Raw genomic sequence first — 20,346 nt, forward strand, 5'->3', positions numbered from 1 at the left:
CTCCTCCTTCGCTGATCTGCGACTTTATCGTGCCGACAGGGTTCCCCCCGGTCGAGTGAAGGCATAGTATCTGAGAACTTTTCATGTTCGGCCGAGTCTGAAGAGGAAAGGTGCGTAGCCGGTGGAGAATCCGACCTTCCCGTCCGAATTCCTGTGGGGTGTATCGACCTCCGCCTTCCAGATCGAGGGGGCGACCGGTGAAGGCGGCCGGGGACAGTCCATTTGGGACACGTTCACCGAAACGGAGGGAAAGATCGCGCGGGCTGAGCACGCCAAGGTAGCGGCCGATCACTTCCACCGCTACTCCGAGGACATCGCGCTCATGGCCGGACTCGGCGTCGGCGCCTACCGCATGTCCTTCGCCTGGCCCCGGATCCAGCCCGACGGCGAAGGCAAGCCCAACGCCGAAGGCCTTGCCTTCTATGACAAATTGCTCGACGAAGTCTGCGCAGCCGGCATCGCGCCTGCCGGGACGCTCTTCCATTGGGACCTCCCGCAGGCGCTCGAAGACAAGGGCGGCTGGCTCTCCCGTGATACCGCCGAACGGTTCGGCGAGTACGCCGCCATCGTGGGCGAACGGTTCTCCGATCGGGTGAAAATGTGGATCCCGCTCAACGAGCCCATGGTCATGTCGATCTTCGGCTACGCGATCGGCGAGTACGCGCCTGGCAAGACCCTCCTGCTCGACGCCCTGCCCACCGCGCACTACCAGAATCTCGCGCACGGTCTCGCGGTCCAGGCGCTGCGCGCGGCCGGTGCCCGCAGCGTCGGCACGGCCAACAATCATTCGCCGATCTGGCCCGCCACCGATTCTCCGGAAGACAAGGCCGCCGGTGAATGGATCGACGCCCTCATCAATCGCACTTACGCGGATCCGGTGCTGCTCGGCCGATATCCCGAACAAGTCGTCGCGCATCTCCCGGCGGGTTTCGCCGACGATCTGCCGACCATCGCGCAGCCCCTCGACTTCTACGGGGTGAATTACTACGAGCCGCAGGGTGTCGCCGCGCCCGGCGAAGGCAATCCGCTGCCCTTCGAGCTTCGCGCGATCGAGGGCTATCCCATGACCACCAACGATTCGCCGATCGTCCCGCACGGGCTGCGCGATCTGCTCGTCGGCTTCCACGAGCGCTACCGCGAGCACCTCCCGCCCGTCTACATCACCGAAAACGGCTGCAGTTTCGACGACGTCGTCGCCGAAGACGGCCACGTCCACGACCAGGAACGCATCGACTTCCTCCACAGCCACCTGGTCGCCGTGCGCGAAGCGATGGACGCCGGCGTCGACGTCCGCGGGTACTTCGTCTGGTCCCTGATGGACAACTTCGAATGGTCGAAGGGCTACCAGCCGCGCTTCGGCCTGGTGCACATCGATTACGAGACGCAGAAGCGCACGCCGAAGGATTCCTTCGGCTGGTACCGGGAACTGATCCGCCATGAGTGAGGTCCGGGACCTGCCCGAAGCGCTCGCCGAACCGGTCGCCAGGGTCCGCGCCGGATGGATGAGCCTGCTGTTCTTCGCGAACATCGCGCTCTGGCTGGGAATCTACGCGCCCATCCAGGTCCTTCTGCCCAAACAAGCCGAACTGTTGGACGCCGCCGGCAAGGAAGCCGTGTTCAGCTTGGTCACCGGCATCGGCGCGCTCGTGGCGCTGATCGCCAACCCGGCCGTCGGACTGCTGTCCGACCGGACCTGTTCCGCTCGCGGCCGTCGTCATCCGTGGACGGCGGCCGGCGCCGCGGTCGCCGCCGCCGGGCTGCTCGTCCTCGCGTTCGCCCCGAACGTCGCGGTCATGGTGCTCGGCTGGTGCCTGGTCCAGGCGGGACTGAACGGGATGCTCGCCATGCTGGTGTCGGCCATCGCCGACCGGGTGCCCGTACCCCAGCGCGCTCAGGTCGGCGGGCTGGTCGGCATCGCCCAGATGCTCGGGACCGTGCTCGGCGCGGTGGTGGTCGTGGTGATGCTCGACCTCGCCGGACTCCCGCTGGGATACGCGGTGTGCGCGGCCGTCGTGCTGGCGGGCGCGGCGGCGTTCGTCCTGCGCACACCGGACGCGCGGCTGCCGGTCGCGTTCCGGCCGTCCGCCCGCCTCCGGGACGTGCTCGCGAATCTGTGGATCTCCCCGCGCAGGCATCCGGATTTCGCGTGGGCGTGGGGCTGCCACTTCATGATCAACCTCGGCAACGCCTTCGGGACGCTGTACCTGTTGTTCTTCCTCAAGGACGCGGTGCACTACGAAGACCCGGACACCGGACTGCTGATCATGATGGGGCTCTACGGCGCCGCGCTCGTCGTCGGCGCGCTCATCGCCGGCCACTTCTCCGACAAATCGGGACGCCGCAAGCCTTACGTGCTCGCCGCGTCGGCGGTGATGGCCGTCGCCGCGGGGCTGCTGGTCGTCTGGCAGAACTGGACGGCCGCGCTCGCGGCGTCACCGTTGCTGGGAGTCGGTTTCGGCGCGTACATGGCCGTCGCGCTGGCGATGCTCACCCAGGTGCTGCCCACCGCGCAGGACCGGGCGAAGGACCTCGGGGTCATCAACATCGCGAACTCGCTGCCGCAGGTGGTGGCGCCGATGCTGACCGCGCCGATTTTGGCTTACCTGGGCGGATATCCGAGCCTCTTCGCGGCTTCGGCGCTGTCCACCGTCATCGCCGCGGTGCTGGTCACGCGGGTGAAGGGCGTCAGCTGAAAAGTTGGAGACCGCGGACCGGTGCCGGTCGGGGGAGGGGAGTGCAACGGCACCGGCCCGCGGGGTTCGGGGGATGGCAGCGCGCTCCGGGGCAGGTATCGCGCTGCGTTTGTGATCATCAACCTAGCGACCGATTACTGCCTTCGCTAGGTGTTCTGCCGATAATTTTCGATTAATCGCGGTGGGGACCGGAGTGATTACCGAGAGCGGTTCGTCGCGTTCGGGGGTACGCGCGAACCGCCGCCGGCGAAGGCGAGATCATGGCGTGGTTGCCGAGGGGGCTGCTCGGACCGCCGGTCACTCGCCTGGCTTTCAAGCTGTAATGGGACGACGGGGGTTGACCAGCGCGTGCCTGCCGGTGGTTTCGGCCGGGCTCACTCCGCGGCTCTGCCCCGGGACGCGGCGGCGGCTGTCGTGCCGGTGGTCCTGGGTGGCCGCGATCTGCTGCGGGGCGAGGCCGCCGGCGACCAGGTGCTCGTGCGCGACCTGCCATACCGAGCAGGGGGCCTTGCACTTGTGCCAGCGGGTCGAGCAGGTGGGGCAGTCCCCGCGCTCGTCGGGCTCGTGCGCTTGGAGCATCGCGCGCCAGCCTTCGGCGAGCCGGGGGAGCTCCGAGCGGGCGACCGAGACGAGCGACTGCGCGTCGGCCCGGTTCGCGAGATCGGAGAGCATGTCGAGGCGTTCCCAAACCGCGTTGCGGAGGACTTGCCCTAGGACCTGATCCACGGAGAACTCACCGTTACCTTTCCGCCATTTTGGCGGCTTCGTTGAGCGCTGCCCTGAGCTGTCCGAGCTGGCCGGACGTCAGGCGCGCGGTCTCTCCTGGCGGCGAGACGAGAACCACCTGGTTGTCTTCGACGAACACGGTGACGGCGCGTTCACGGCTGATGAGATCGCCGCACTGCACCCGCCAGACCAGTTGCCCGCCTTCGTAACGGCGCACACTCGCGGTACGGGGGTCGACCGGGGCGGAAGGGGAGACCGGACGGTTCGCGCCGGGGGCGACGGCGACCGTCTGCTGACCGGCGGGGCCGGCCGCACGCAGGTGGCGCGTGGCCATACCGGGCCGTCCCGCGGTGATGGAGCCTGTTGCGATCGAGTCCACGAACTCCACTGGCTCTTCTCCGCTCTCTCGTTCCACGTCGTCTTCGTATCCGCGTGTCCGCACCTGTAGGGGGTTCGGAGACTTGGTAGCTCTCCGTGATCGCGGCCGGTGGCCGGTCGGTCACGGAGATCTGACAACTACAGTGATGTGAAACCGAGTGCGATAGAAGGTCGAACCGCCGTCATAGCGGTGACCGGACGAGGTTTCACGGTAAGCGGTCAAACGACTTCTGCCGGGCCGATCACGACGGGCGATCCGGTGTTTCGCACGGTTGAATAGGTGTGCCTACGCTGTTTCTCGACCCCAACGGAACTGTGAGGGGGCGCAATGGACGCCAGTATCGGTGGCGGCGCTGTCGCCGGCTCGGACGCTGCAAGCGGTTCGGGTCGCCAGAGTCACCCCGTGCCACCGGATGCCTGGGAGCAGCCGGAGATGCGAGCCGCACTGGCCGCCCGGGAGATCTCCTCGGTGTACCGGCTGTTGCGCAAGCACGGTGTTTCGCAGCGTCAGATCGCCGCGATGACCGGCCAGTCGCAGTCCGAGGTGTCCGAGATCCTCAAGGGTCGCCAGGTGATGGCGTACGACGTGCTCACCCGCATCGCTGACGGCCTTGGTGTCCCCAGGGGATACATGGGTCTCGCCTATGACGAGGCGACAGCGATAAAGGTCGTCGGTGCTGCCGACGGCCAGCAGGCGGAGGAGGACGAGTCCGTGAAGCGACGGAGGTTCCTCGCGCACGCCGCCCAGGTCACGATGGGTGCGGCGGTGTTCGGTCCGGAATCGGGTACGTGGTCGGCGGGGCCCGCGAAGACGCCCGCCCCCGGGCGGATCGGCATGACCGACGTCCGCCAGGTGGAAGCCGCGACCAGAGCGCTCCGGTCCCTCGACTACCAGTACGGCGGCGGTTTCTGCCGCGACGCAGTGGTCGCGCAGCTGTCCTGGGGACAGCAGATGCTCGAGTCCAGCGGCACCGAGATGGTCAAGAACCGCCTGTACGTCGCCCTCGCCGACCTGCACAGCCTGGCAGGCTGGACGTCCTTCGACACCGGCCTCATGGATTCCGCCCGCGGACATTTCGCGAACGCGCTCGACCTGGCCAAACAGGGCGACAACCACCCGCTGGTCGCCAACGTCCTCTACCGGATGGGCCGCGTGTACCTGCACCAGGACGCGCCCAACGACGCGCTGAAACTGTTCCAGCTCGGCCAGATCGCCGCTCAGGAATCGGGCTCCGAGCTGGCGGTCGCCGTGCTCTGCGCCAACGAGGCCTGGGCCTACGCGATGATGGGCAACGAGGAACAGGCCGTGAAGCTGCTCGGCCGGAGCAAGGACGAGTTCGCCCGCGCCAACCTGGCCGAGGCCGAATCCTGGGTCAAGTTCTTCACCGAGACCGACGTCTACGCCATGATCGGCACCGTGCACACCGTGCTCGCGTCGAAGAACGCCGAGCACACCAAGTACGCGATCCCGGCGCTGACCAAGGCCGTCGAGTCCTACACCGACGACATGGCCCGCAGCAAGACGTTCATGCTCAGCGCCCTGGCCACGAACCACCTGCTCGAAGGCGATCTCGACCACGGCGCCAAGGTGGGTTCGAAGGCCGTCGACTGTGCCGAGGGCATCAAGTCCGAGCGGGTGAAGGACCGGATGCGGCCACTGCAGGTCGAGGCGGAGCGCCGCCGGAACAACGCGGACGCCCGTGACCTCGCCGACCGCCTCAACTCCTTCTACGCCGCCTGAGCCGACCGGACCGGGCGGCCGGTTCACGCCCGGCATCCTGCGCGATGCCCTCGGGCGGACGTGCGATCTGCTGGGCGTCGACCCCGAAGGCGCCCGCCTGCTGAGATTCACCAACAACGCCGTCTACGAGCTGGCGAGCGCGCCGTTCGTCGTCCGGATCGTCGGCTCCACCCGCCTGCGGCATCGCGTCGGCACGGTCGTGCGGGTCGCGCGGCACTTCGAACGGCACGCGGTGCCTGCCATCCGCCTCGTTCCCGGCCTCGACCAGCCGCTGCCGGTCGGCGAACATCTCGTGACGGTCTGGTGGAAGGTGCCCGAGACCGGCCGGAAGGCGAAGTCGGCCGACCTCGCCGGGCTGCTGCGCCAGGTCCACGCGCTGCCGCCGCCCGAGGGGCTCGCCGAATGGGCGCCGCTCGCCGCGGTCCGCGCCCGCGTTTCGGACGCGGAAGAGCTGGACGAGGGCGACCGGCGGTTCCTGCTCGAACGCTGCGCCGAGGTCGAAGCCGCGCTCGCGGACCTCGACTTCCCCCTGCCCAGGGGCCTCGTCCACGGCGACGCGCACACCGGGAACGTGATCCCCGGGCCGGACGGGCCGGTGCTGTGCGATTTCGATTCGTCCTGTGTCGGGCCGCCGGAATGGGATCTGACGCCGCTCGCCGTCGGCCATGAACGGTTCGGTGATCCCCCGGCCCGCTATCGCGTGTTCGCGCAGCGGTACGGATTCGACGTGACGACGTGGTCCGGCTTCTCGGTACTGCGCGCGATCCGTGAACTGAAGCTCACGACGAGTGTGCTCCCCATTCTCCGGAGTCATCCCAGCGTGCGGGATGAGCTGCGAAAACGATTGAACGATCTTCGGAACGGACGCACCGGCGCACGCTGGAACCGGTATCGGTGACTCACCCGGGAAAGGCATCTGCACGTGCATTCGCCGACGGCGAATGACCGTTCGTCGCTTGTCCGAATTCGCCGATCAAACGGTGACGAATTCGCCCGGGCTAATCACTTCTCCCGGCCTAATGCTCCCCCGAATGTGCAACTTGCAGCTACGCTGAGTCATTCACATCGGCGCGTTCACTCGGTCGCCGGGCACCGATCGGTGCGTTGGGGTCAGAGCTGTTCCAGTCGTGTGCGCAGAGCGTCAGCCTCCGGGCGGCCGAGGCCGACGAGGATGGGCAACGCCCGGTCGTAGTACCGCCGCGCCTCGTCGGTGTCGCCTTCCGCCTCGGCGACCTCGCCGAAGGCGGCCAGGGCCCTGGCCACCTCGAACCTCGACCCGCTGGCCTCCATGGTGGCCAGCGACGCTTCGAGTTGGGTCCGGGCGGCCGCGAGATCCCCGGTCGCGGTGAGGGCGCGGCCGAGTTCGGTGCGGGCGCGGGCCACGTTGTAGGGGTCGGCGGACAGCACTTCGCGAGCGCGGGTGAGGTGCTCGATCGCGGGTTCCGGCCGTCCGGCCTTGAGCTGCGTCGAGCCGAGGTTGATCAGCGCGAGCCCGATGTCGTGCGTGCGGTCCTGGCCTTCGCTCAGGCGATGGTCTTCGGTGAACCACCGCACCGCGTCGTTAAGCCTGCCCTGTGCCAGCGCGACCAGGCCGAGCCCTTCCACCGACCGGATCTCGACGACCTCGTTGCCCGCCTTCCGCGCCGCTTCGCGTCCGGCCTCGTAGTGCGAGACGGCTTCGTCGTACCAGCCCGTGCCGCGGCAGGCGGCGCCGGCGCGGTTGTGCATCAACGCCTCCGCCGACGCGTTGCCCCACGCCCGCGCGCAGCGCACGCCGGCCTGGCTCACCTCCAGGAAGTCCGGATAGTGCTTGCGCAGCAGGAAGAGCGGCCACATCGCGGCGGCGAGCTGCCAGCCCAGTTCGGGCAGCTGCCAGGTTTCAGCGGTCTTGACGGCGGCGATGAGGTTCTCGCGTTCGAGTTCGAGCCAGGCGAGTTCCTCGTCGGACGACGCGAACGACGTCGGCGACGGTGGCCGGTACTCGTAGCGGTACGGGATCGGGTCCTGGTCGGGCACCGTCATGACGGTGGTCTTCGACGCGGTGAAGAGGTACCACTCGAGCATGCGGCGCACCGCGATGTCGCGGTCGTACTCGTTGCCCGCCGTCTTCTCCTTGGCGTGCAGGCGCGCGAGGTCGTGGAAGGTGTACCGGTCGTCGCCGCGGTCGATCAGCAGCCCGACGTCGACGAGCTGGTCCAGCAGGTCTTCGGCGACCTCCTCGCGGACGGCGATCGACGCGGCCGCCACGCCGACTCCGAAGTCGGGGCCTGGATGGAGCCCGAGCGCCGCGTACAGCGCGGCCGCGTCCGAGGGAAGCTCGTCATAGGAGAGGTTGAAGCTGGCTTCCACCGATTGCGCCTCTTTCGTCGACAGCGTGGCCAGTCGACGATATTCCTTCCCCAGTTCGGTGGCGATCTTCTCCAGCGACATCTTCGGCCGTCCGGCCAGCTTCGCGCTGACCGTGGTGAGGGCGATCGGCAGACCGCCGCACAGCTCGGCGATGTCCCGCGCTTGCGCGGCTTCGGCGTCGACGCGGCCCGCGCCGACCGCGCGACTCAGCAGCTCAGCGCTGTGTGCGGAACCGAACGGGGCCAACTCGACCAGCCGCGCGCGATGTTCGGTCTGGAGCCTGCCCAGACGGCGTCGCGAAGTCACGATCACAAGGCTTCCCACGCCGGCGGGCAGCAGCGGAAGCACCTGTTCGGTCGATCCGGCGTTGTCGAGCAGTACGAGCAACGGCCGTTCGGCGGTCGTCGTGCGGTACAGCGCGGTGAGCTCCTCGACGTCCGAGGGCAGCCCTTCCGGCGGAACACCCAGCGCGCGAAGGAACCGGCCGAGCGCTTCGCTCACCGAGAGCGGGCCGTTGGTGCTGAACCCGCCGAGATCCGCCCAGAGGTGCCCGTCCGGGAAGCGTTCTCCGAGCTGACGGCCCCACGCGGTGGCCAGCGCGGTCTTCCCGATCCCGCCCTGGCCGCTGATCAGCTGCACGGCGGGCCCATCGGTGTCGTGCTGGGCCAGCAGTTTCTCCAGCAGCGCGAGTTCGGCGGTGCGGTTGGTGAAATGCGCGGGCGCGGGCGGGAGCTGGCGCGGGCCCGAACTCACCTGCCTGGTGAGCCTGACCGCCGATCGCTGCCGCGGTACCTGTGGCGTGCTGACTTCACTTTCACCCGGCAACGGGCCGCCCATCAACCATCCCCTCTTCGGGTTAACCCCAGCGAACGCGTAGAGCATTCCGGTGGAGCCCGGCGGAGGACAGCGAAACCGCCCAAATGCGGCCGTATGGAGCAAAGTGTGTAACAGCTCGCGAGCGACGCGCTTCTGACACAGGACGACTAGGTCGTCGGGACGACCGGGGCTCGCGTGAGGACGACGGCGAAGCCGAACGCGAGCCCCATCACCGTCAGCTCCAGCGTCGCCCACGCGGCCAGCGCCGTGCGGTTGTGCCGGACGATCTGCGGCATCAGCTTCCAGCGCGTGTACGCGCCGAGGCCCGCGATCACCCCGGTGCACAACAGCTTCAACAGCACCAGTTGCCCATACGGCGTGGTGAAGACGCCTTCCCAGAACCCGAGCGACGGGTTGAGCGAGATCTCGATCAGCCCGTTGAACAACCCCGTCGCCGCACCGAGGATCAGGCACAGCGTCGCCAGCTTCGAGAACCGCGGCAGCGCGTGCGCCAGCAGTGTCCGGTTCCCGACGAGCAGCACCGCCATCGCGCCGAGCCCGCCGGTCCAGGCGACGGCGCTCATCACGTGCAGTTCCATCGAGATCATCGTGTAGTCGTGGTAGTTCCAGTTCGACGCGTGCCCGGTGACCGGCAGCGGCAGCAGCGCGAACAGCCCCAGCCCCACCCGGACCTCGGCGGGCACCTTCTCGCCGTGCTTCAGCGCGAGAATCCCGAGCCCCGCGTGCAGCAGGGCCAGGACGGCGACGATCAGCAGCGCCTTCCCGGCGCCGACGTCGGCGATGTAGCTCCCGACGTCCGAAATCGACAGCGTGCTGGAACCCGGCCGGTATTCGGCGGTCTGCAGGATCAGCGCGACGAGCGCGGTGGTCGCCCAGACCAGCGCGGCCGCGACGCCCGCGGGCCGCGCGATCCGCATGATCGGCTCGGAAAGCTTCGGCCGGTCGTAGCCGACCAGTACCGAGAGCAGTGCCAGCCCGATCGTCGCGACCGCCGAGATGTCCAGCAGCACCCGCACGATCGGGATCGAGACCGAGACCACCTCGCTGACCTGCGCGACCCCGGGCACCGGGGCGGTGGCCGTCAGCGCGACACCGATCAGGGCGCCGACGATGCCCGCCGTCACCACGCAGAACAGGACGGCGACGCGGGCGCGTGAGGTGGTCTCGGCTTGGGTCATGACCCGCTCTTCTCCTTGTCACCGGCGCCGGTGCGCAGTGCGACGGTCAGTCCGACGGCGAGCAGTACGACGGCGCCCGCGATCCACACCCAGATCGGCACGCCGGACGAGCCTTCGCCGCCGGTCGCCGGGGTGGTCTCGGCCTGGCCCGCGTTGCTGCGCGCGGCGTCGGCGCTCGCCGGGGTCCCGGTGCCCGCGGCGGTGAGGGTGAACGGCACCTCGCCGGTCACGGCGTGCCCGTCCGCGGACAGGATCCGGTAGCCGATCTTGTACTCGCCCGCCGGGCCGAGCGGCCGCAGCGGCACGGTCACGACGCTGTCGCGGACCTCGACCTGGCCTTCGGCCCACTGGCCGCCGCCCGGTCCGATGACCGCGATCTGGTTGACGTTCGCGTTCTGGACGTACTGGTCGAACGTGAGCGTGATCTTCGCGGGCCCGGCGGCGATCGAAGCGCCCTTCGCCGGGTCGGAGGAGATCAGGACGTTGTGTGCCAGCGCCGGGGTGGCCGTGGCGAGCCACGCCACCCCGGTGATCGCCAGCGCGACGATCGCTTTACGCATCTACTTTCCTTCGGTGTCGCTCTTGCCGGAGACGGCGGTGGCGCGGCGGGCGCGCAGGGTGGCGCCGGCGCCGACGCCGAGGCCGAGCGCGCCGACGACCAGGCCGGCGCCGCCGAGCCAGCGGGCGGTGTTGTCGGACGACGAAGAAGCGGCGTGAGACTCCTCGGACGCCTTCGCGTCGGTGCCGTGGCCGCCACCGTGCCCGTCAGCGGTCTTCTCGGCGAGCTTCACCGTCGGCGCGGGGTGCTCCGGCTCTTCGCCGGAGGCCGGGGTCGGCTGGTTCCACTCGACGACCTTGCCGTTCTCGTAGGTCTGCGTGGCCGGGAACTCGATCGAGTCGACGTTGGTCGGGAACTGGCCCGCGCTGATCTGGAACTCCTGGAACTCGGTCGATCCGGCGGCGATCTTGGTGCCGGGTTCGGCGGTCCAGGAGACCTTGGAGACGGCCTCGGTGATCTGCGTGCCGGACGCGGTGGTCACCGGGGCGGGCAGCTTGGCCTTGACGACCTCGGCCTTCCAGCCGGGAAGCGGCTTGGCCCGCACGGAGCTGAGCGCGTACTCGGGCTTGACGGTGATCTCGACCTTGATGGTGCCGGCGTCCTTCTCCTCGTTGGGGACGCGGAAGAAGATCGAGCCGTAGCCGCCCTTCGACGGCTGGGGGCCGTAGACGTTGGCGGTGACGTGGGCCGAGGCGACCCCGGCGGACAGCAGGCCGGCGATGCCGACGGTGGCGGCCAGGAAACCGGCGCGCTTGAAGACGTGCTTGGACACGAAAACTCCTGAACGTGACTGGGACGGCGGGCTCGGGGGCCTCGCCGGATTACGGGGGATGTCGTGGGTTCAGGAGAACAGCGGCGGGCCGCGCCTGCCGTGGACGCGGCGGAGGTCCACCCGGACGAGGTGACCGGGGCCGGCCGGACGGGCGAGCACCGGGGCCGCGACCGCGGCGGGCACCGGGAGCGCGTTGAGGATGAAGGGGACCAGCGCGCGCAGGCAGGAGAGGACGCCGAGCAGCAGTCCGTCGGCCTTGGCCAGCAGCAACGCGGTGATCAGCGTGGCGACGACGTGCGCGACGGTCATCGCGAGGCCGCCCGAGACGGAAGCCGGTTCGTCGTGCACCGGTCCGTGCGTGCTCAGCGAGCTGAGCACGAGGTGCATCACGACCTGACCGGCGCCGAGGTCGACGATGGTGGCCAGCGGTCCGCGCGCCTTCGCGGCGAGCGCGGCGGCGTTCCAGCCGATCAGCACGGTGAGCAACACCGTCATCGCCGTATCGGGGAGGTCGCCGTCCCCGATCATGTGAGCGGTCACGGCCAGCGCCGCGGAACTCACGCCGAGCAATCCACCACGCACAACGCGTAACGCGCTTCGGTGATGGCTGCCTTTACTCACGGGTGAAGGGTATTCGACGCACGTCCGGGTGGTCGATCTCCTCCCGGCTGGTGAGCAGCGGGAAAGACGGCGTGTGCGTTTGCCCGATCAGGCCGGATCGGGCAGGTTGGCGGGATAAAAGGCGGTAAACAGGGGTTTGACCGCGAGCGTTTTGGGTAGTCAGGCTCCCGATACAGCTACTCCGAATGGGTGAGGAGGCTCACCCAGAGGCGGCGGGAGAACCAGCACGCGATGAACCTCTTCGAGTACATCTCGGATCGGTGGGACAGACTCGCCCTCCAAGGGCTCCTCCATGTCAGCGCGGTCGTGCAGTGCACGATCCTGGCCGCCGTCCTCGGTGTGGTGATCGGCGTCGCCGTCTACCGCAGCCCGATCGGGTCGGCCGTCGCCACGGCGCTGGCGAGCACGATCCTCACCGTCCCCTCCTTCGCCCTCCTGGGGCTGCTCATCCCGGTGTTCGGCCTCGGCGCGAACACCACCGTCATCGCGCTCGTGCTCTACGCGCTGCTGCCGATCGTGCGGAACACGATCGTCGGGCTGAGCGGCGTGGATCCGGCGGTCAGCGACGCGGCGCGCGGCATCGGCATGAGCCGGTTCGGCGTGCTGACCAGGGTGGAGCTGCGGCTCGCCTGGCCCGCGATCCTCGCCGGCATGCGGGTCGCGACGCAGATGCTCATGGGCATCGCGGTCATCGCGGCCTACGCGAAGGGCCCGGGCCTCGGCTCCGAGGTCTTCTCCGGCCTCACCAACGCGGGGAGCACGAACTCCCTCAACCAGGCACTGACCGGGACGCTCGGCGTGGTCGTCCTCGCACTGGTCCTCGACGCCGTTTATGTCCTCGTCAACCGTTTGACCGTCTCTAGGGGTGTCCGTGGCTGAGTCTCCTGAAACCGTATCCGGCGTCGAGATCGAGCTGGAGAACGTCACGAAGCGCTACCCCGGCACCCGTGAGCCCGCGGTCGACGACTTCTCGATGGTGGTGCCCGCGGGCAAGATCGTGGTCTTCGTCGGCCCGTCCGGCTGCGGCAAGACCACGACCATGCGCATGATCAACCGGCTGATCGAGCCGACGTCGGGCCGCATCACCATCGGCGGCGACGACGCGCTCAAGCTCGACGTCGACACCCTGCGCCGTCGCATCGGCTACGCGATCCAGCAGGCCGGGCTCTTCCCGCATTTCACCGTCGCGCAGAACATCGCCGTGGTGCCCGGGCTGCTCGGCTGGGACAAGAAGAAGGTCGACGACCGGGTCGAGGAGATGATGGACCTGGTCGGGCTGGACCCGGCCGATTTCCGCGACCGGTTCCCGCGTCAGCTGTCCGGTGGCCAGCAGCAACGCGTCGGCGTCGCGCGGGCGCTCGCGGCGGATCCGCCGGTGCTGCTGATGGACGAGCCGTTCGGCGCGGTCGACCCGATCACCCGCGGCAACCTGCAGGACGAACTGCTGCGGCTCCAGACCGACCTGAAGAAGACGATCGTCTTCGTCACCCACGACTTCGACGAGGCCGTGAAGCTCGGCGACAAGATCGCGGTGCTCGGCAACCAGTCGCGGATCCTGCAGTACGACACCCCGGACGCGATCCTCGCGAACCCGGCCGACGACACGGTCGCCGGTTTCGTCGGCGCCGGTGCCTCGCTGAAACAGCTGACGCTGCTGCGGGTCCGCGACGTCGAGCTGAAGCAGGACGCGCTCACGGCGACGGTGAGCGAATCGCCGTCCGAGGTGCGCGAGAAGCTGATCCAGCAGCGCAAACATTTCGTGCTGGTGCTCGACCAGCGGCGCCGTCCGATGCGGTGGGTGCACGTCCGCGAGCTGACCAAGGCGACGTCGCTGTCCACCGCGGGCAAACCGCTGCGCGACTCCGTCAGCCTCCAGTCGACGCTGCAGGACGCGCTCGAAGCCATGCTCGCCGAGGGCGGCAGCGTCCCGGTGACCGGCGCCCGCGGCGAATACGCCGGGACGATCGAGCTCGACACCGTCATCGCGACGATCCAGCAGCTGCGCGAGGAGCACTCCGACGACAGCCCGGCGGAAGGTGTGACCGCATGACGGCCGTCGATACCGGGTTCTCCACCGAGTCCTCGTCGAGAGGCGCCGAACGGGTCCGCCTGTTCGCCCAGCCCGCCGCGGTGCTGCTGATCGTCGCCGGGGTGCTGATCTGGGTGTTCAGCAGCGACCTGAGCGCGACGGAGAAGGAGACCCTCAACGCCGCCGGGCTGTTCGCCGCGCTGCGCGACCATCTCAAGATGACCGTCGTGGTCACCGCGATCGTGGTCGCCGTCGCGGTGCCGCTCGGCGTGCTCGTCACGCGGCCGTGGGCGAAATGGGCGGCGCCGGTCTTCCTGGCGGTCGCGAACATCGGCCAGGCCGCGCCCGCGCTGGGCGTGCTGGTGCTGTGGTTCATCGTCACCGGCGCCACCGGCGGGCTGTGGGTCGCCGCGCTGCCGCTGGCGTTCTATTCGCTGCTTCCGGTGCTGCGGAACACGATGGTCGGCCTGCAGCAGGTCGACCCGTCGCTGATCGACGCCGGCCGCGGGATCGGCATGTCGGCCTCCGGGGTGCTGTGGCGGGTCGAGTTCCCGCTGGCCATCCCGCTGATCCTGGCCGGCCTGCGGACCTCGCTGGTGCTGGCCGTCGGCACGGCGACCTTCGGCATGTTCGTCAACGCCGGGGGTTTCGGCCTGCTGATCGACACCGGCTACAAGCTCAACCTGACGAAGGTGCTGATCACCGGCTCGGTGCTCGCCGTCGCGCTGGCGCTGCTGGTGGACTGGCTCGGCGCGGTGGCGGAACAGTTCTTCGGACCGAAGGGACTGCGCTGACATGCGAATCAAAGCGATACTCGGCGCGATCCTGTTGTGCGGCACGCTTTCCGCGTGCGGGCTGGAGGTCAACACCGCGCTGCCGTACAAGATCGAACCCGGTTCCATCAAGCCCATCGAATCGCTCAAGGGCGTCAAGGTGACGGTGGGCTCGAAGGACTTCACCGAGAACATCATCCTGGGCTACATGGCCGAGATGGCGCTTTCCGCGGCGGGCGCGGACGTCGTCGACCTGACCGACATCAAGGGCTCGAACTCGTCGCGGCAGGCGCTGCTCGCCGGCCAGACCGACGTCACCTGGGAGTACACCGGCACCGGCTGGATCAACTACCAGGGCAACGAACTCCCCGTCCCCGGCGGGGAACAGGCCCAGTACGAAGCCACGAAGGCGGCCGACGAGGCGAAGTTCGGCGTCACCTGGCTGAACTACTCGCCGCTCAACGACCAGTACGCCTTCGCGGTCACCGAGGCCTACGGCGCGGCGAACAACCTGAAGACGACGTCGGACCTGGCGGAGTTCCTGAAGCGGAAACCGGACCAGAACGTGTTCTGCCTGGAGACCGAATTCACCAGCCGCCAGGACGGTTTCCCCGCCGCCGTGCGGGCGTACGGGTTCCAGAACCCGGTGATCAAGAACTTCGGCATCGGCACGATCTACTCGGCCGTGGCGAGCGGGACCTGCCCGATCGGCGAGATCTTCACGACCGACGGCCGGATCGCCGGGCTGAACCTCCGCGTCCTCGAAGACGACAAGAAGGCGTTCCCGCAGTACAACGCCGTGCCGACGCTGCGGACGGAATTCCTGAACCAGCACCCGGAACTGCGCGGACCGCTGGAAACCGTCGCCGCCGCCCTCGACAACAAGCAGATGATCGAGCTGTGCAAGCAGGTCGACGTCGACGGACGGGACCAAGGCGAAGTCGCCTACGAATGGATGAAGAAGAAGGGTTTCATCGCCTAGCCCCGGATATGTCATGAAAGGGCCGTTCAGGACGAAATATGTCCTGAACGGCCCTTTCATGACATCCGGTGAGGCTCAGATCCCCAGCCGGTGCAGCAGCTTCCCCTCGAGCTGGTCCAGCTCCCCGGCCACTGCCCGGTGCGCCGCCTTCCGCCGCGCGGCCGGCATCCGCTCCGAAGCGCGGACGGTCGCCGAAAGCTGCTCCAGCGTCCCCTGGGTGTCCTTCGCGAAGGCCACGTCGGCGTCTGTCGCCTTCGCGGACTTCTTCAGCTCCGCGAGCCCCTGCGTCAGCCCCGCGATCCGCGCGTGCAACGCCGCACCGCGTCCGCTGAACTCGCCGAGCTGGTCGACCGCGACGCCGAGCTTCTTCGCTTGATAACGGTCGTATAGCTCTCGAGCGGCGCCCGCCGCCCGAACGGCGTACGGCGCGATCACCGGCAGTACGGCCGGTCCGACCACTTTGGCCACCGCGACGGCGTTCTTCGCCTTCTTCGGGGTAAACCTGCCTTCGCCCTCGACGGCTTTGGCCTTGCGCGCCATGGCACCTCCCACGCTGTGTCACGGTCGAACTTACTGGTCCCCGATGTGGCGGGCATGTCGGCTTGCCGGTGGCCTTCTAGAGTGTTGTCCGTGAGTAACGAGGTGCTACTGGACGCGGGAGCGGTGAGCCGCTGCCGGCGTCGCGTGCACCTGGAACACGACCCGGCGATGCGCGAGGTCCCGCTCGCCCCGCCCGACCCGGCCGCGCAGCAGCGGATCGCCGACGCGTCGGCGCATCGCGACGCGATCGTGCAGCGGCTCATGGACGCGACCGGCCCCGAGGCGACCTGGGTCAAGATCCCCCGCGACCTCCCGGCCGCCGAGCGCGTGCAGCTCACCGAAGAGGCCTTCGCCGCCGAAGCGCGCTACATCTGGGGCGCGCTGCTCCCGGTGGATCGCGCCGGTCACCGGCGTGGCGGCTCCGAGCTCCTCGTCAACACCGGTGACGGCTACGTGCCGGTACTGGTCGTGCGGCACCGCATCACCGATCGCGGCGCGGGCGCGCCGACCACCGTGATGACCGACCTCGACCCGGCGAACCGGCTGCCCGACCCGGCGCGAAAGGTCCGCTCGCAGCCGCGGGACCAGATGCGGCTCGCGCACCTCTATCGGATGCTCGAAGCGCTCGGAAAGCACGAAGGGCACCGCGCCGTCGGCGGTGTCATCGGGCTCGACGCGGACGTCGTCGTCTGGCACGACCTGTCCGCGGCCACCTGGCCTGGCGGCCGAAGCGCGCTGACGGAGTACCAGAGCCGCTTCGCCGACAGGCTCGCCATCGCGACCGCCGCCGCCGAAGGGGAAGAACCGCTCGCCGAGCCTTCTCGCGTCCTCGAATGCCGGCGCTGCCCCTGGTGGCCGACGTGCGAGGTCGTGCTCACCGAAACCCGCGACGTCAGCCTGGTCGTCCGCGGCGAGGACGCGATGGAGCTGCGCCGCGCCGGGGTGTCCACAGTGGACAAGCTGGCCGCGCTCGACCCGGCCGACGAGCCCCCGCCGATGAACTGGACCGGCGGCACCTTCGCCGACTCGATCATCCTGGCGCGCGCCTGGCTCGCCGATCTCACGATGGTGCGCAAGGTCGACCGCGTCGAGGTCCCGCGCGGCGACGTCGAGGTCGACGTCGATATGGAGAGCTTCGGTGATTCCGGCGCGTACCTGTGGGGTTCGCTGCTGACCGGCGCCGACATCGGGATGGAGCAGGGCTATCGGGCGTTCGCGACCTGGGAGCCGCTGCCGACCGCCGACGAGGCCCGATCGTTCGCGGAGTTCTGGGCCTGGTTCACCGAAGTCCGCGAGCGCACGCTCGCCGCGGGCCTGACCTTCCGCGCCTACTGCTACAACGCGCTCGCCGAGAACCGCTGGCTCTTCGGCTCCGCGAGCCGGTTCGGCGAATACCCCGGTGTCCCCAAGAAGGCCGAGATCGCGTCCTTTGTGGACTCCGAAGAATGGATCGACCTCTTCCGCAGCGTCACCGACCAGTTCCTGTGCTCGCACGGCAAGGGACTCAAGGTCATCGCCCCGGTCGCCGGGTTCGCGTGGCGCGATCCGGAAGCGGGCGGCGAGGCGTCGATGAGGTGGTACCGCGACGCCGTCGGCATGGACGGCGGTGTCCCCGACGACGTCCAGCGGGAGCGTCTCCTGCGCTACAACGAGGACGACGTCCTGGCCACGCACGCGTTGCGGAACTGGATGACCGACCACGCGCAGACGTCCGTGCCGTACATGAACGACCTCTGATCCCGGCTCTTACCGAGCTTGCGATCATTCACGCCCCTGTGGATACTCGTTGACGAGTACTCGCCTACGAGGAGGCGCGGTGAAGCGGCGTAAGGTCGGGAATCTGCTGGCGCTGGCGATCCTGTCCACGCTGAACGAGCGGCCGATGCATCCGTACGAAATGGCGTCGGTCCTGAAGAGCCGCGGCAAGGACCGCGACATGGGGATCAAATGGGGGTCCTTCTACACAGTCGTCGGCAACCTGCGGAAACACGGCCTCATCGAGGCCGCGGAGAGCGGCCGCGACGGCGCCCGCCCCGAGCGCACGGTGTACCGGATCACCAAGGCCGGCCGTGACGAAATGCTCGACTGGCTGCGTGAGCTCCTCGCCGAGCTCGCGCCGGAGGAGCCGAAGTTCGTCGCCGGGCTGTCGGTGATGGGGTGGCTCGGCCCGGACGAGGTGGTCGCCCTGCTCCGCACCCGCCTGGCGGCGCTGGACGAGGACATCGCCTCGACGCGAGCGGAGCTGGCGCGGCTCATCGAAGAGATCCCGCGGCTGGTGCTGCTCGAAACCGAGTACCACCTGGCGATCCGGGTCGCCGAGGCCGAGTGGGTCCGCTCGATCCTCGGGGAACTGACTTCCGGCTCGATGCCGGGGCTCGCGCAGTGGCGGGCCTTGGTGGCGGAAAGGGGGAGTACCCGCAGTTGAAAGAGCCCCGGCGAGGTGTTGCAGCACCCCGCCGGGGCGACGATCCCGCAACCGGAACCCGGCCACGAGACGGCACTTCGAGGATAACCGGGCTCCGGGCGAACAACCTGGAGAGACATGTCGAACATCAAGGACAGGAAACGGTTCAAGATCGTGCCGGAGATGGGCGGCGCGCTGGCGCGGAACTACGCCCGGCAGCGCGGCACCGGACCGCAGATCGAAAACTGGCGGCGGCAGGCGCGCGAACTCACCGCGGACCTGCCGGAAGGCGCGAAGATCCTCGAGGTCGCCTTCGGCCCCGGCTACTTCGCCGTCGAACTCGCGCGGCTCGGGTTCTCCGTCACCGGCCTCGACGTCGCGCCGACGTTCGTCGAGATCGCGAGCGAATACGCGCGGACCGAAGGCGTCGAGGTCTCGTTCCGCGAGGGCGATGTCGCGGCGATGCCGTTCGGCGACGAGTCGTTCGACTTCGTCGTGTGCCAGGCGGCGTTCAAGAACTTCGTGTGGCCGGTGAAGGCACTCGACGAGATGTACCGGGTGCTGCGCCCGGGCGGTACGGCCGTGGTGCAGGACATGAACCGGGACTCGACCGACGGCGACATCGTGCGCGAGGTGGAGAGCATGCGGCTCGGCAAACTGGCCGCTTTGGCGACCCGGCAGACGCTCGGCCAGCTGCGGCGGCGGGCGTACACGCCGGTCGACTTCGGCGGGCTGGTCGCCGAAACCGCGTTCCGGACGGGTGAGATCACGACGTCGGGCATCAGCCTGGACGTCCGCCTCAGCCGCCTCTGAGATGCAATGAACGGTCCGTTCCTTGCAAATTTCGCAAGGAACGGACCGTTCCTCTCACGCGGGGGCAGGCTCAGCGAGGGGCCATGCGCAGCGAGCCGTCCATCCGGATGACCTCGCCGTTCAGGTAGTCGTGGTCGATCAGCGACAGCGCGAGCTGCGCGTACTCGTCCGGCCGCGCGAGCCGCTTCGGGAACGGCACGCCCTCGGCCAGCGAAGCGCGGAACTCCTCGCTCACCGTCGCCAGCATCGGGGTGTCGACGATGCCCGGCGCGATGGTCAGCACGCGGATCCCGTGCGAGGCGAGGTCGCGCGCGGCGGGCAGGGTCATCCCGACGATGCCGCCCTTGGACGACGAGTACGCGACCTGCCCGATCTGGCCGTCGAAGGCGGCGACCGACGCGGTGTTGATGATGACGCCGCGCGCGTTGTCGGCCAGCGGCTCGGTCTTGGCGATGGCCTCGGAGGCCAGCGTCAGCACGTTGAAGGAGCCGATCAGGTTGATCTGGACGACCTTCGCGTACAGGGCGAGGTCGTGCGGGCCCTTCTTCGAAAGGATCCGCGCGGACGGGCCGATCCCGGCGCAGTTCACCACGGTCCGCAGCGGCACCCCGGACTCGGCCGCGGTCGCGACGGCGGCGCGCACCTGCTCCGGGTCGGTCACGTCCGCCTCGACGTAGGTGATGCCCTCGACCTGCTCGGCGTTCGCGATGGCACCGGCGAGGTCCAGCGCGAAGACCCGCGCGCCCTTCGCGGCGAGCGCCTTCGCGGTCGCGCCGCCGAGCCCGGACGCGCCACCCGTGACGAGCGCCGCGGTATCGGTGATCTGCATGTTCTCCCTTTCGTCGGCAACCGTTCATAGGTTAACGCTCGTTCGCATCGGGCCCGGGTGGGATGGCTCACTACGGGGCGAAGCATGTCGTGAGGAGTATTCGGGCCTGAAGCATTCCGTTC

General features: G+C 68.9%; 20 protein-coding genes. 11 read left to right on the top strand and 9 right to left on the bottom strand.

Annotated elements, in window-relative coordinates; translation table 11 throughout:
• The first annotated feature begins 121 nt into the window (after positions 1-121).
• Positions 122-1,444, top strand: coding sequence for a GH1 family beta-glucosidase (locus DMC61_RS02440; RefSeq protein WP_125686443.1), 1,323 nt, complete (start codon positions 122-124; stop codon positions 1,442-1,444).
• Entirely contained in the window at positions 1,437-2,693 is a 1,257-nt protein-coding gene (locus tag DMC61_RS02445; protein WP_125686445.1) for an MFS transporter, read from the top strand. The genes DMC61_RS02440 and DMC61_RS02445 overlap by 8 nt, the downstream gene beginning before the upstream one ends.
• Positions 2,694-3,005: 312 nt before the next feature.
• On the opposite strand, the gene DMC61_RS02450 is transcribed toward DMC61_RS02445, so the two are convergent.
• Positions 3,006-3,419, bottom strand: coding sequence for a hypothetical protein (locus DMC61_RS02450; protein WP_125686447.1), 414 nt, complete (start codon positions 3,417-3,419; stop codon positions 3,006-3,008).
• A 13-nt stretch (positions 3,420-3,432) separates the two neighbouring features.
• On the bottom strand, positions 3,433-3,807 hold the full coding sequence (locus tag DMC61_RS02455) for a hypothetical protein (protein ID WP_016330535.1): 375 nt from the start codon (positions 3,805-3,807) through the stop codon (positions 3,433-3,435).
• Between the two features lie 423 nt (positions 3,808-4,230).
• On the opposite strand from DMC61_RS02455, the gene DMC61_RS02460 reads away from it, so the two are divergent.
• Complete coding sequence (locus DMC61_RS02460) at positions 4,231-5,538, top strand: helix-turn-helix transcriptional regulator (RefSeq protein ID WP_228708403.1); 1,308 nt, start codon at positions 4,231-4,233, stop codon at positions 5,536-5,538.
• Positions 5,498-6,436: a phosphotransferase family protein gene (locus DMC61_RS02465; protein WP_016330537.1), complete on the top strand. Its 939-nt coding sequence runs from the start codon at positions 5,498-5,500 to the stop codon at positions 6,434-6,436. The genes DMC61_RS02460 and DMC61_RS02465 overlap by 41 nt, the downstream gene beginning before the upstream one ends.
• Positions 6,437-6,648: 212 nt before the next feature.
• On the opposite strand, the gene DMC61_RS02470 is transcribed toward DMC61_RS02465, so the two are convergent.
• The 5 genes from DMC61_RS02470 to DMC61_RS02490 all read right to left on the bottom strand — a co-directional run bounded on the left by DMC61_RS02470 (position 6,649) and on the right by DMC61_RS02490 (position 11,794).
• Positions 6,649-8,640: a tetratricopeptide repeat protein gene (locus DMC61_RS02470; RefSeq protein WP_233594676.1), complete on the bottom strand. Its 1,992-nt coding sequence runs from the start codon at positions 8,638-8,640 to the stop codon at positions 6,649-6,651.
• A 230-nt stretch (positions 8,641-8,870) separates the two neighbouring features.
• On the bottom strand, positions 8,871-9,902 hold the full coding sequence (locus DMC61_RS02475; RefSeq protein WP_125686453.1) for a copper resistance D family protein: 1,032 nt from the start codon (positions 9,900-9,902) through the stop codon (positions 8,871-8,873).
• Positions 9,899-10,462: a copper resistance CopC family protein gene (locus tag DMC61_RS02480; RefSeq protein ID WP_063276757.1), complete on the bottom strand. Its 564-nt coding sequence runs from the start codon at positions 10,460-10,462 to the stop codon at positions 9,899-9,901. Before DMC61_RS02480 ends, DMC61_RS02475 begins: the two co-directional genes overlap by 4 nt.
• The gene (locus tag DMC61_RS02485) at positions 10,463-11,233 is read right to left on the bottom strand and encodes a YcnI family protein (RefSeq protein WP_125686455.1); all 771 of its coding nucleotides are present in this window, start codon (positions 11,231-11,233) and stop codon (positions 10,463-10,465) included.
• A 69-nt stretch (positions 11,234-11,302) separates the two neighbouring features.
• A complete protein-coding gene (locus tag DMC61_RS02490) occupies positions 11,303-11,794 on the bottom strand; it encodes a hypothetical protein (RefSeq protein WP_125686457.1) in 492 nt (163 codons plus the stop codon).
• A 291-nt stretch (positions 11,795-12,085) separates the two neighbouring features.
• Between DMC61_RS02490 and DMC61_RS02495 the strand changes: the two genes are divergently transcribed.
• From DMC61_RS02495 to DMC61_RS02510, 4 genes are read left to right on the top strand one after another with little or no spacing between them, the layout of a single operon-like run.
• Positions 12,086-12,733 carry an ABC transporter permease gene (locus DMC61_RS02495; protein WP_125687103.1) on the top strand — a complete coding sequence of 216 codons (648 nt, stop codon included), beginning with the start codon at positions 12,086-12,088 and terminating at the stop codon, positions 12,731-12,733.
• A complete protein-coding gene (locus DMC61_RS02500; RefSeq protein WP_370456382.1) occupies positions 12,720-13,904 on the top strand; it encodes an ABC transporter ATP-binding protein in 1,185 nt (394 codons plus the stop codon). The genes DMC61_RS02495 and DMC61_RS02500 overlap by 14 nt, the downstream gene beginning before the upstream one ends.
• Positions 13,901-14,677 (top strand): ABC transporter permease, encoded by a 777-nt coding sequence (locus DMC61_RS02505; RefSeq protein WP_125686461.1) that lies wholly within the window; start codon positions 13,901-13,903, stop codon positions 14,675-14,677. The genes DMC61_RS02500 and DMC61_RS02505 overlap by 4 nt, the downstream gene beginning before the upstream one ends.
• Before the next feature lies 1 nt (position 14,678).
• Positions 14,679-15,638 (top strand): glycine betaine ABC transporter substrate-binding protein, encoded by a 960-nt coding sequence (locus tag DMC61_RS02510; protein WP_125686463.1) that lies wholly within the window; start codon positions 14,679-14,681, stop codon positions 15,636-15,638.
• 75 nt (positions 15,639-15,713) lie between these two features.
• On the opposite strand, the gene DMC61_RS02515 is transcribed toward DMC61_RS02510, so the two are convergent.
• A complete protein-coding gene (locus DMC61_RS02515; RefSeq protein ID WP_016330546.1) occupies positions 15,714-16,178 on the bottom strand; it encodes a DUF6474 family protein in 465 nt (154 codons plus the stop codon).
• Positions 16,179-16,232: 54 nt separating this feature from the next.
• Here DMC61_RS02515 and DMC61_RS02520 point away from each other — a divergent pair, with 54 nt between their 5' ends.
• The 3 genes from DMC61_RS02520 (at position 16,233) to DMC61_RS02530 (ending at position 19,395) form a co-directional block, all read left to right on the top strand.
• Positions 16,233-17,915 carry a TM0106 family RecB-like putative nuclease gene (locus DMC61_RS02520; RefSeq protein ID WP_370456385.1) on the top strand — a complete coding sequence of 561 codons (1,683 nt, stop codon included), beginning with the start codon at positions 16,233-16,235 and terminating at the stop codon, positions 17,913-17,915.
• Positions 17,916-17,994: 79 nt separating this feature from the next.
• A complete protein-coding gene (locus DMC61_RS02525; protein WP_125686466.1) occupies positions 17,995-18,603 on the top strand; it encodes a PadR family transcriptional regulator in 609 nt (202 codons plus the stop codon).
• Between the two features lie 117 nt (positions 18,604-18,720).
• Entirely contained in the window at positions 18,721-19,395 is a 675-nt protein-coding gene (locus DMC61_RS02530) for a class I SAM-dependent methyltransferase (RefSeq protein ID WP_125686468.1), read from the top strand.
• 70 nt (positions 19,396-19,465) lie between these two features.
• On the opposite strand, the gene DMC61_RS02535 is transcribed toward DMC61_RS02530, so the two are convergent.
• Positions 19,466-20,224 (bottom strand): SDR family NAD(P)-dependent oxidoreductase, encoded by a 759-nt coding sequence (locus DMC61_RS02535; RefSeq protein WP_016330550.1) that lies wholly within the window; start codon positions 20,222-20,224, stop codon positions 19,466-19,468.
• Positions 20,225-20,346: the final 122 nt, after the last annotated feature.

Origin of the sequence: Amycolatopsis sp. WAC 04169, from assembly GCF_003947535.1 — a bacterium.
Taxonomy (GTDB): domain Bacteria; phylum Actinomycetota; class Actinomycetes; order Mycobacteriales; family Pseudonocardiaceae; genus Amycolatopsis; species Amycolatopsis keratiniphila.

Bases quoted from the DNA above. Each gene is read 5' to 3' on its own strand.
- DMC61_RS02445 (WP_125686445.1), top strand. From the start codon at position 1,437: ATGAGTGAGGTCCGGGACCTGCCCGAAGCGCTCGCCGAACCGGTCGCC.
- DMC61_RS02460 (WP_228708403.1), top strand. From the start codon at position 4,231: ATGCGAGCCGCACTGGCCGCCCGGGAGATCTCCTCGGTGTACCGGCTG.
- DMC61_RS02475 (WP_125686453.1), bottom strand. From the start codon at position 9,902: ATGACCCAAGCCGAGACCACCTCACGCGCCCGCGTCGCCGTCCTGTTC.
- DMC61_RS02480 (WP_063276757.1), bottom strand. From the start codon at position 10,462: ATGCGTAAAGCGATCGTCGCGCTGGCGATCACCGGGGTGGCGTGGCTC.
- DMC61_RS02495 (WP_125687103.1), top strand. From the start codon at position 12,086: ATGAACCTCTTCGAGTACATCTCGGATCGGTGGGACAGACTCGCCCTC.
- DMC61_RS02505 (WP_125686461.1), top strand. From the start codon at position 13,901: ATGACGGCCGTCGATACCGGGTTCTCCACCGAGTCCTCGTCGAGAGGC.
- DMC61_RS02510 (WP_125686463.1), top strand. From the start codon at position 14,679: ATGCGAATCAAAGCGATACTCGGCGCGATCCTGTTGTGCGGCACGCTT.
- DMC61_RS02515 (WP_016330546.1), bottom strand. From the start codon at position 16,178: ATGGCGCGCAAGGCCAAAGCCGTCGAGGGCGAAGGCAGGTTTACCCCG.
- DMC61_RS02520 (WP_370456385.1), top strand. From the start codon at position 16,233: ATGTCGGCTTGCCGGTGGCCTTCTAGAGTGTTGTCCGTGAGTAACGAG.
- DMC61_RS02530 (WP_125686468.1), top strand. From the start codon at position 18,721: ATGTCGAACATCAAGGACAGGAAACGGTTCAAGATCGTGCCGGAGATG.
- DMC61_RS02535 (WP_016330550.1), bottom strand. From the start codon at position 20,224: ATGCAGATCACCGATACCGCGGCGCTCGTCACGGGTGGCGCGTCCGGG.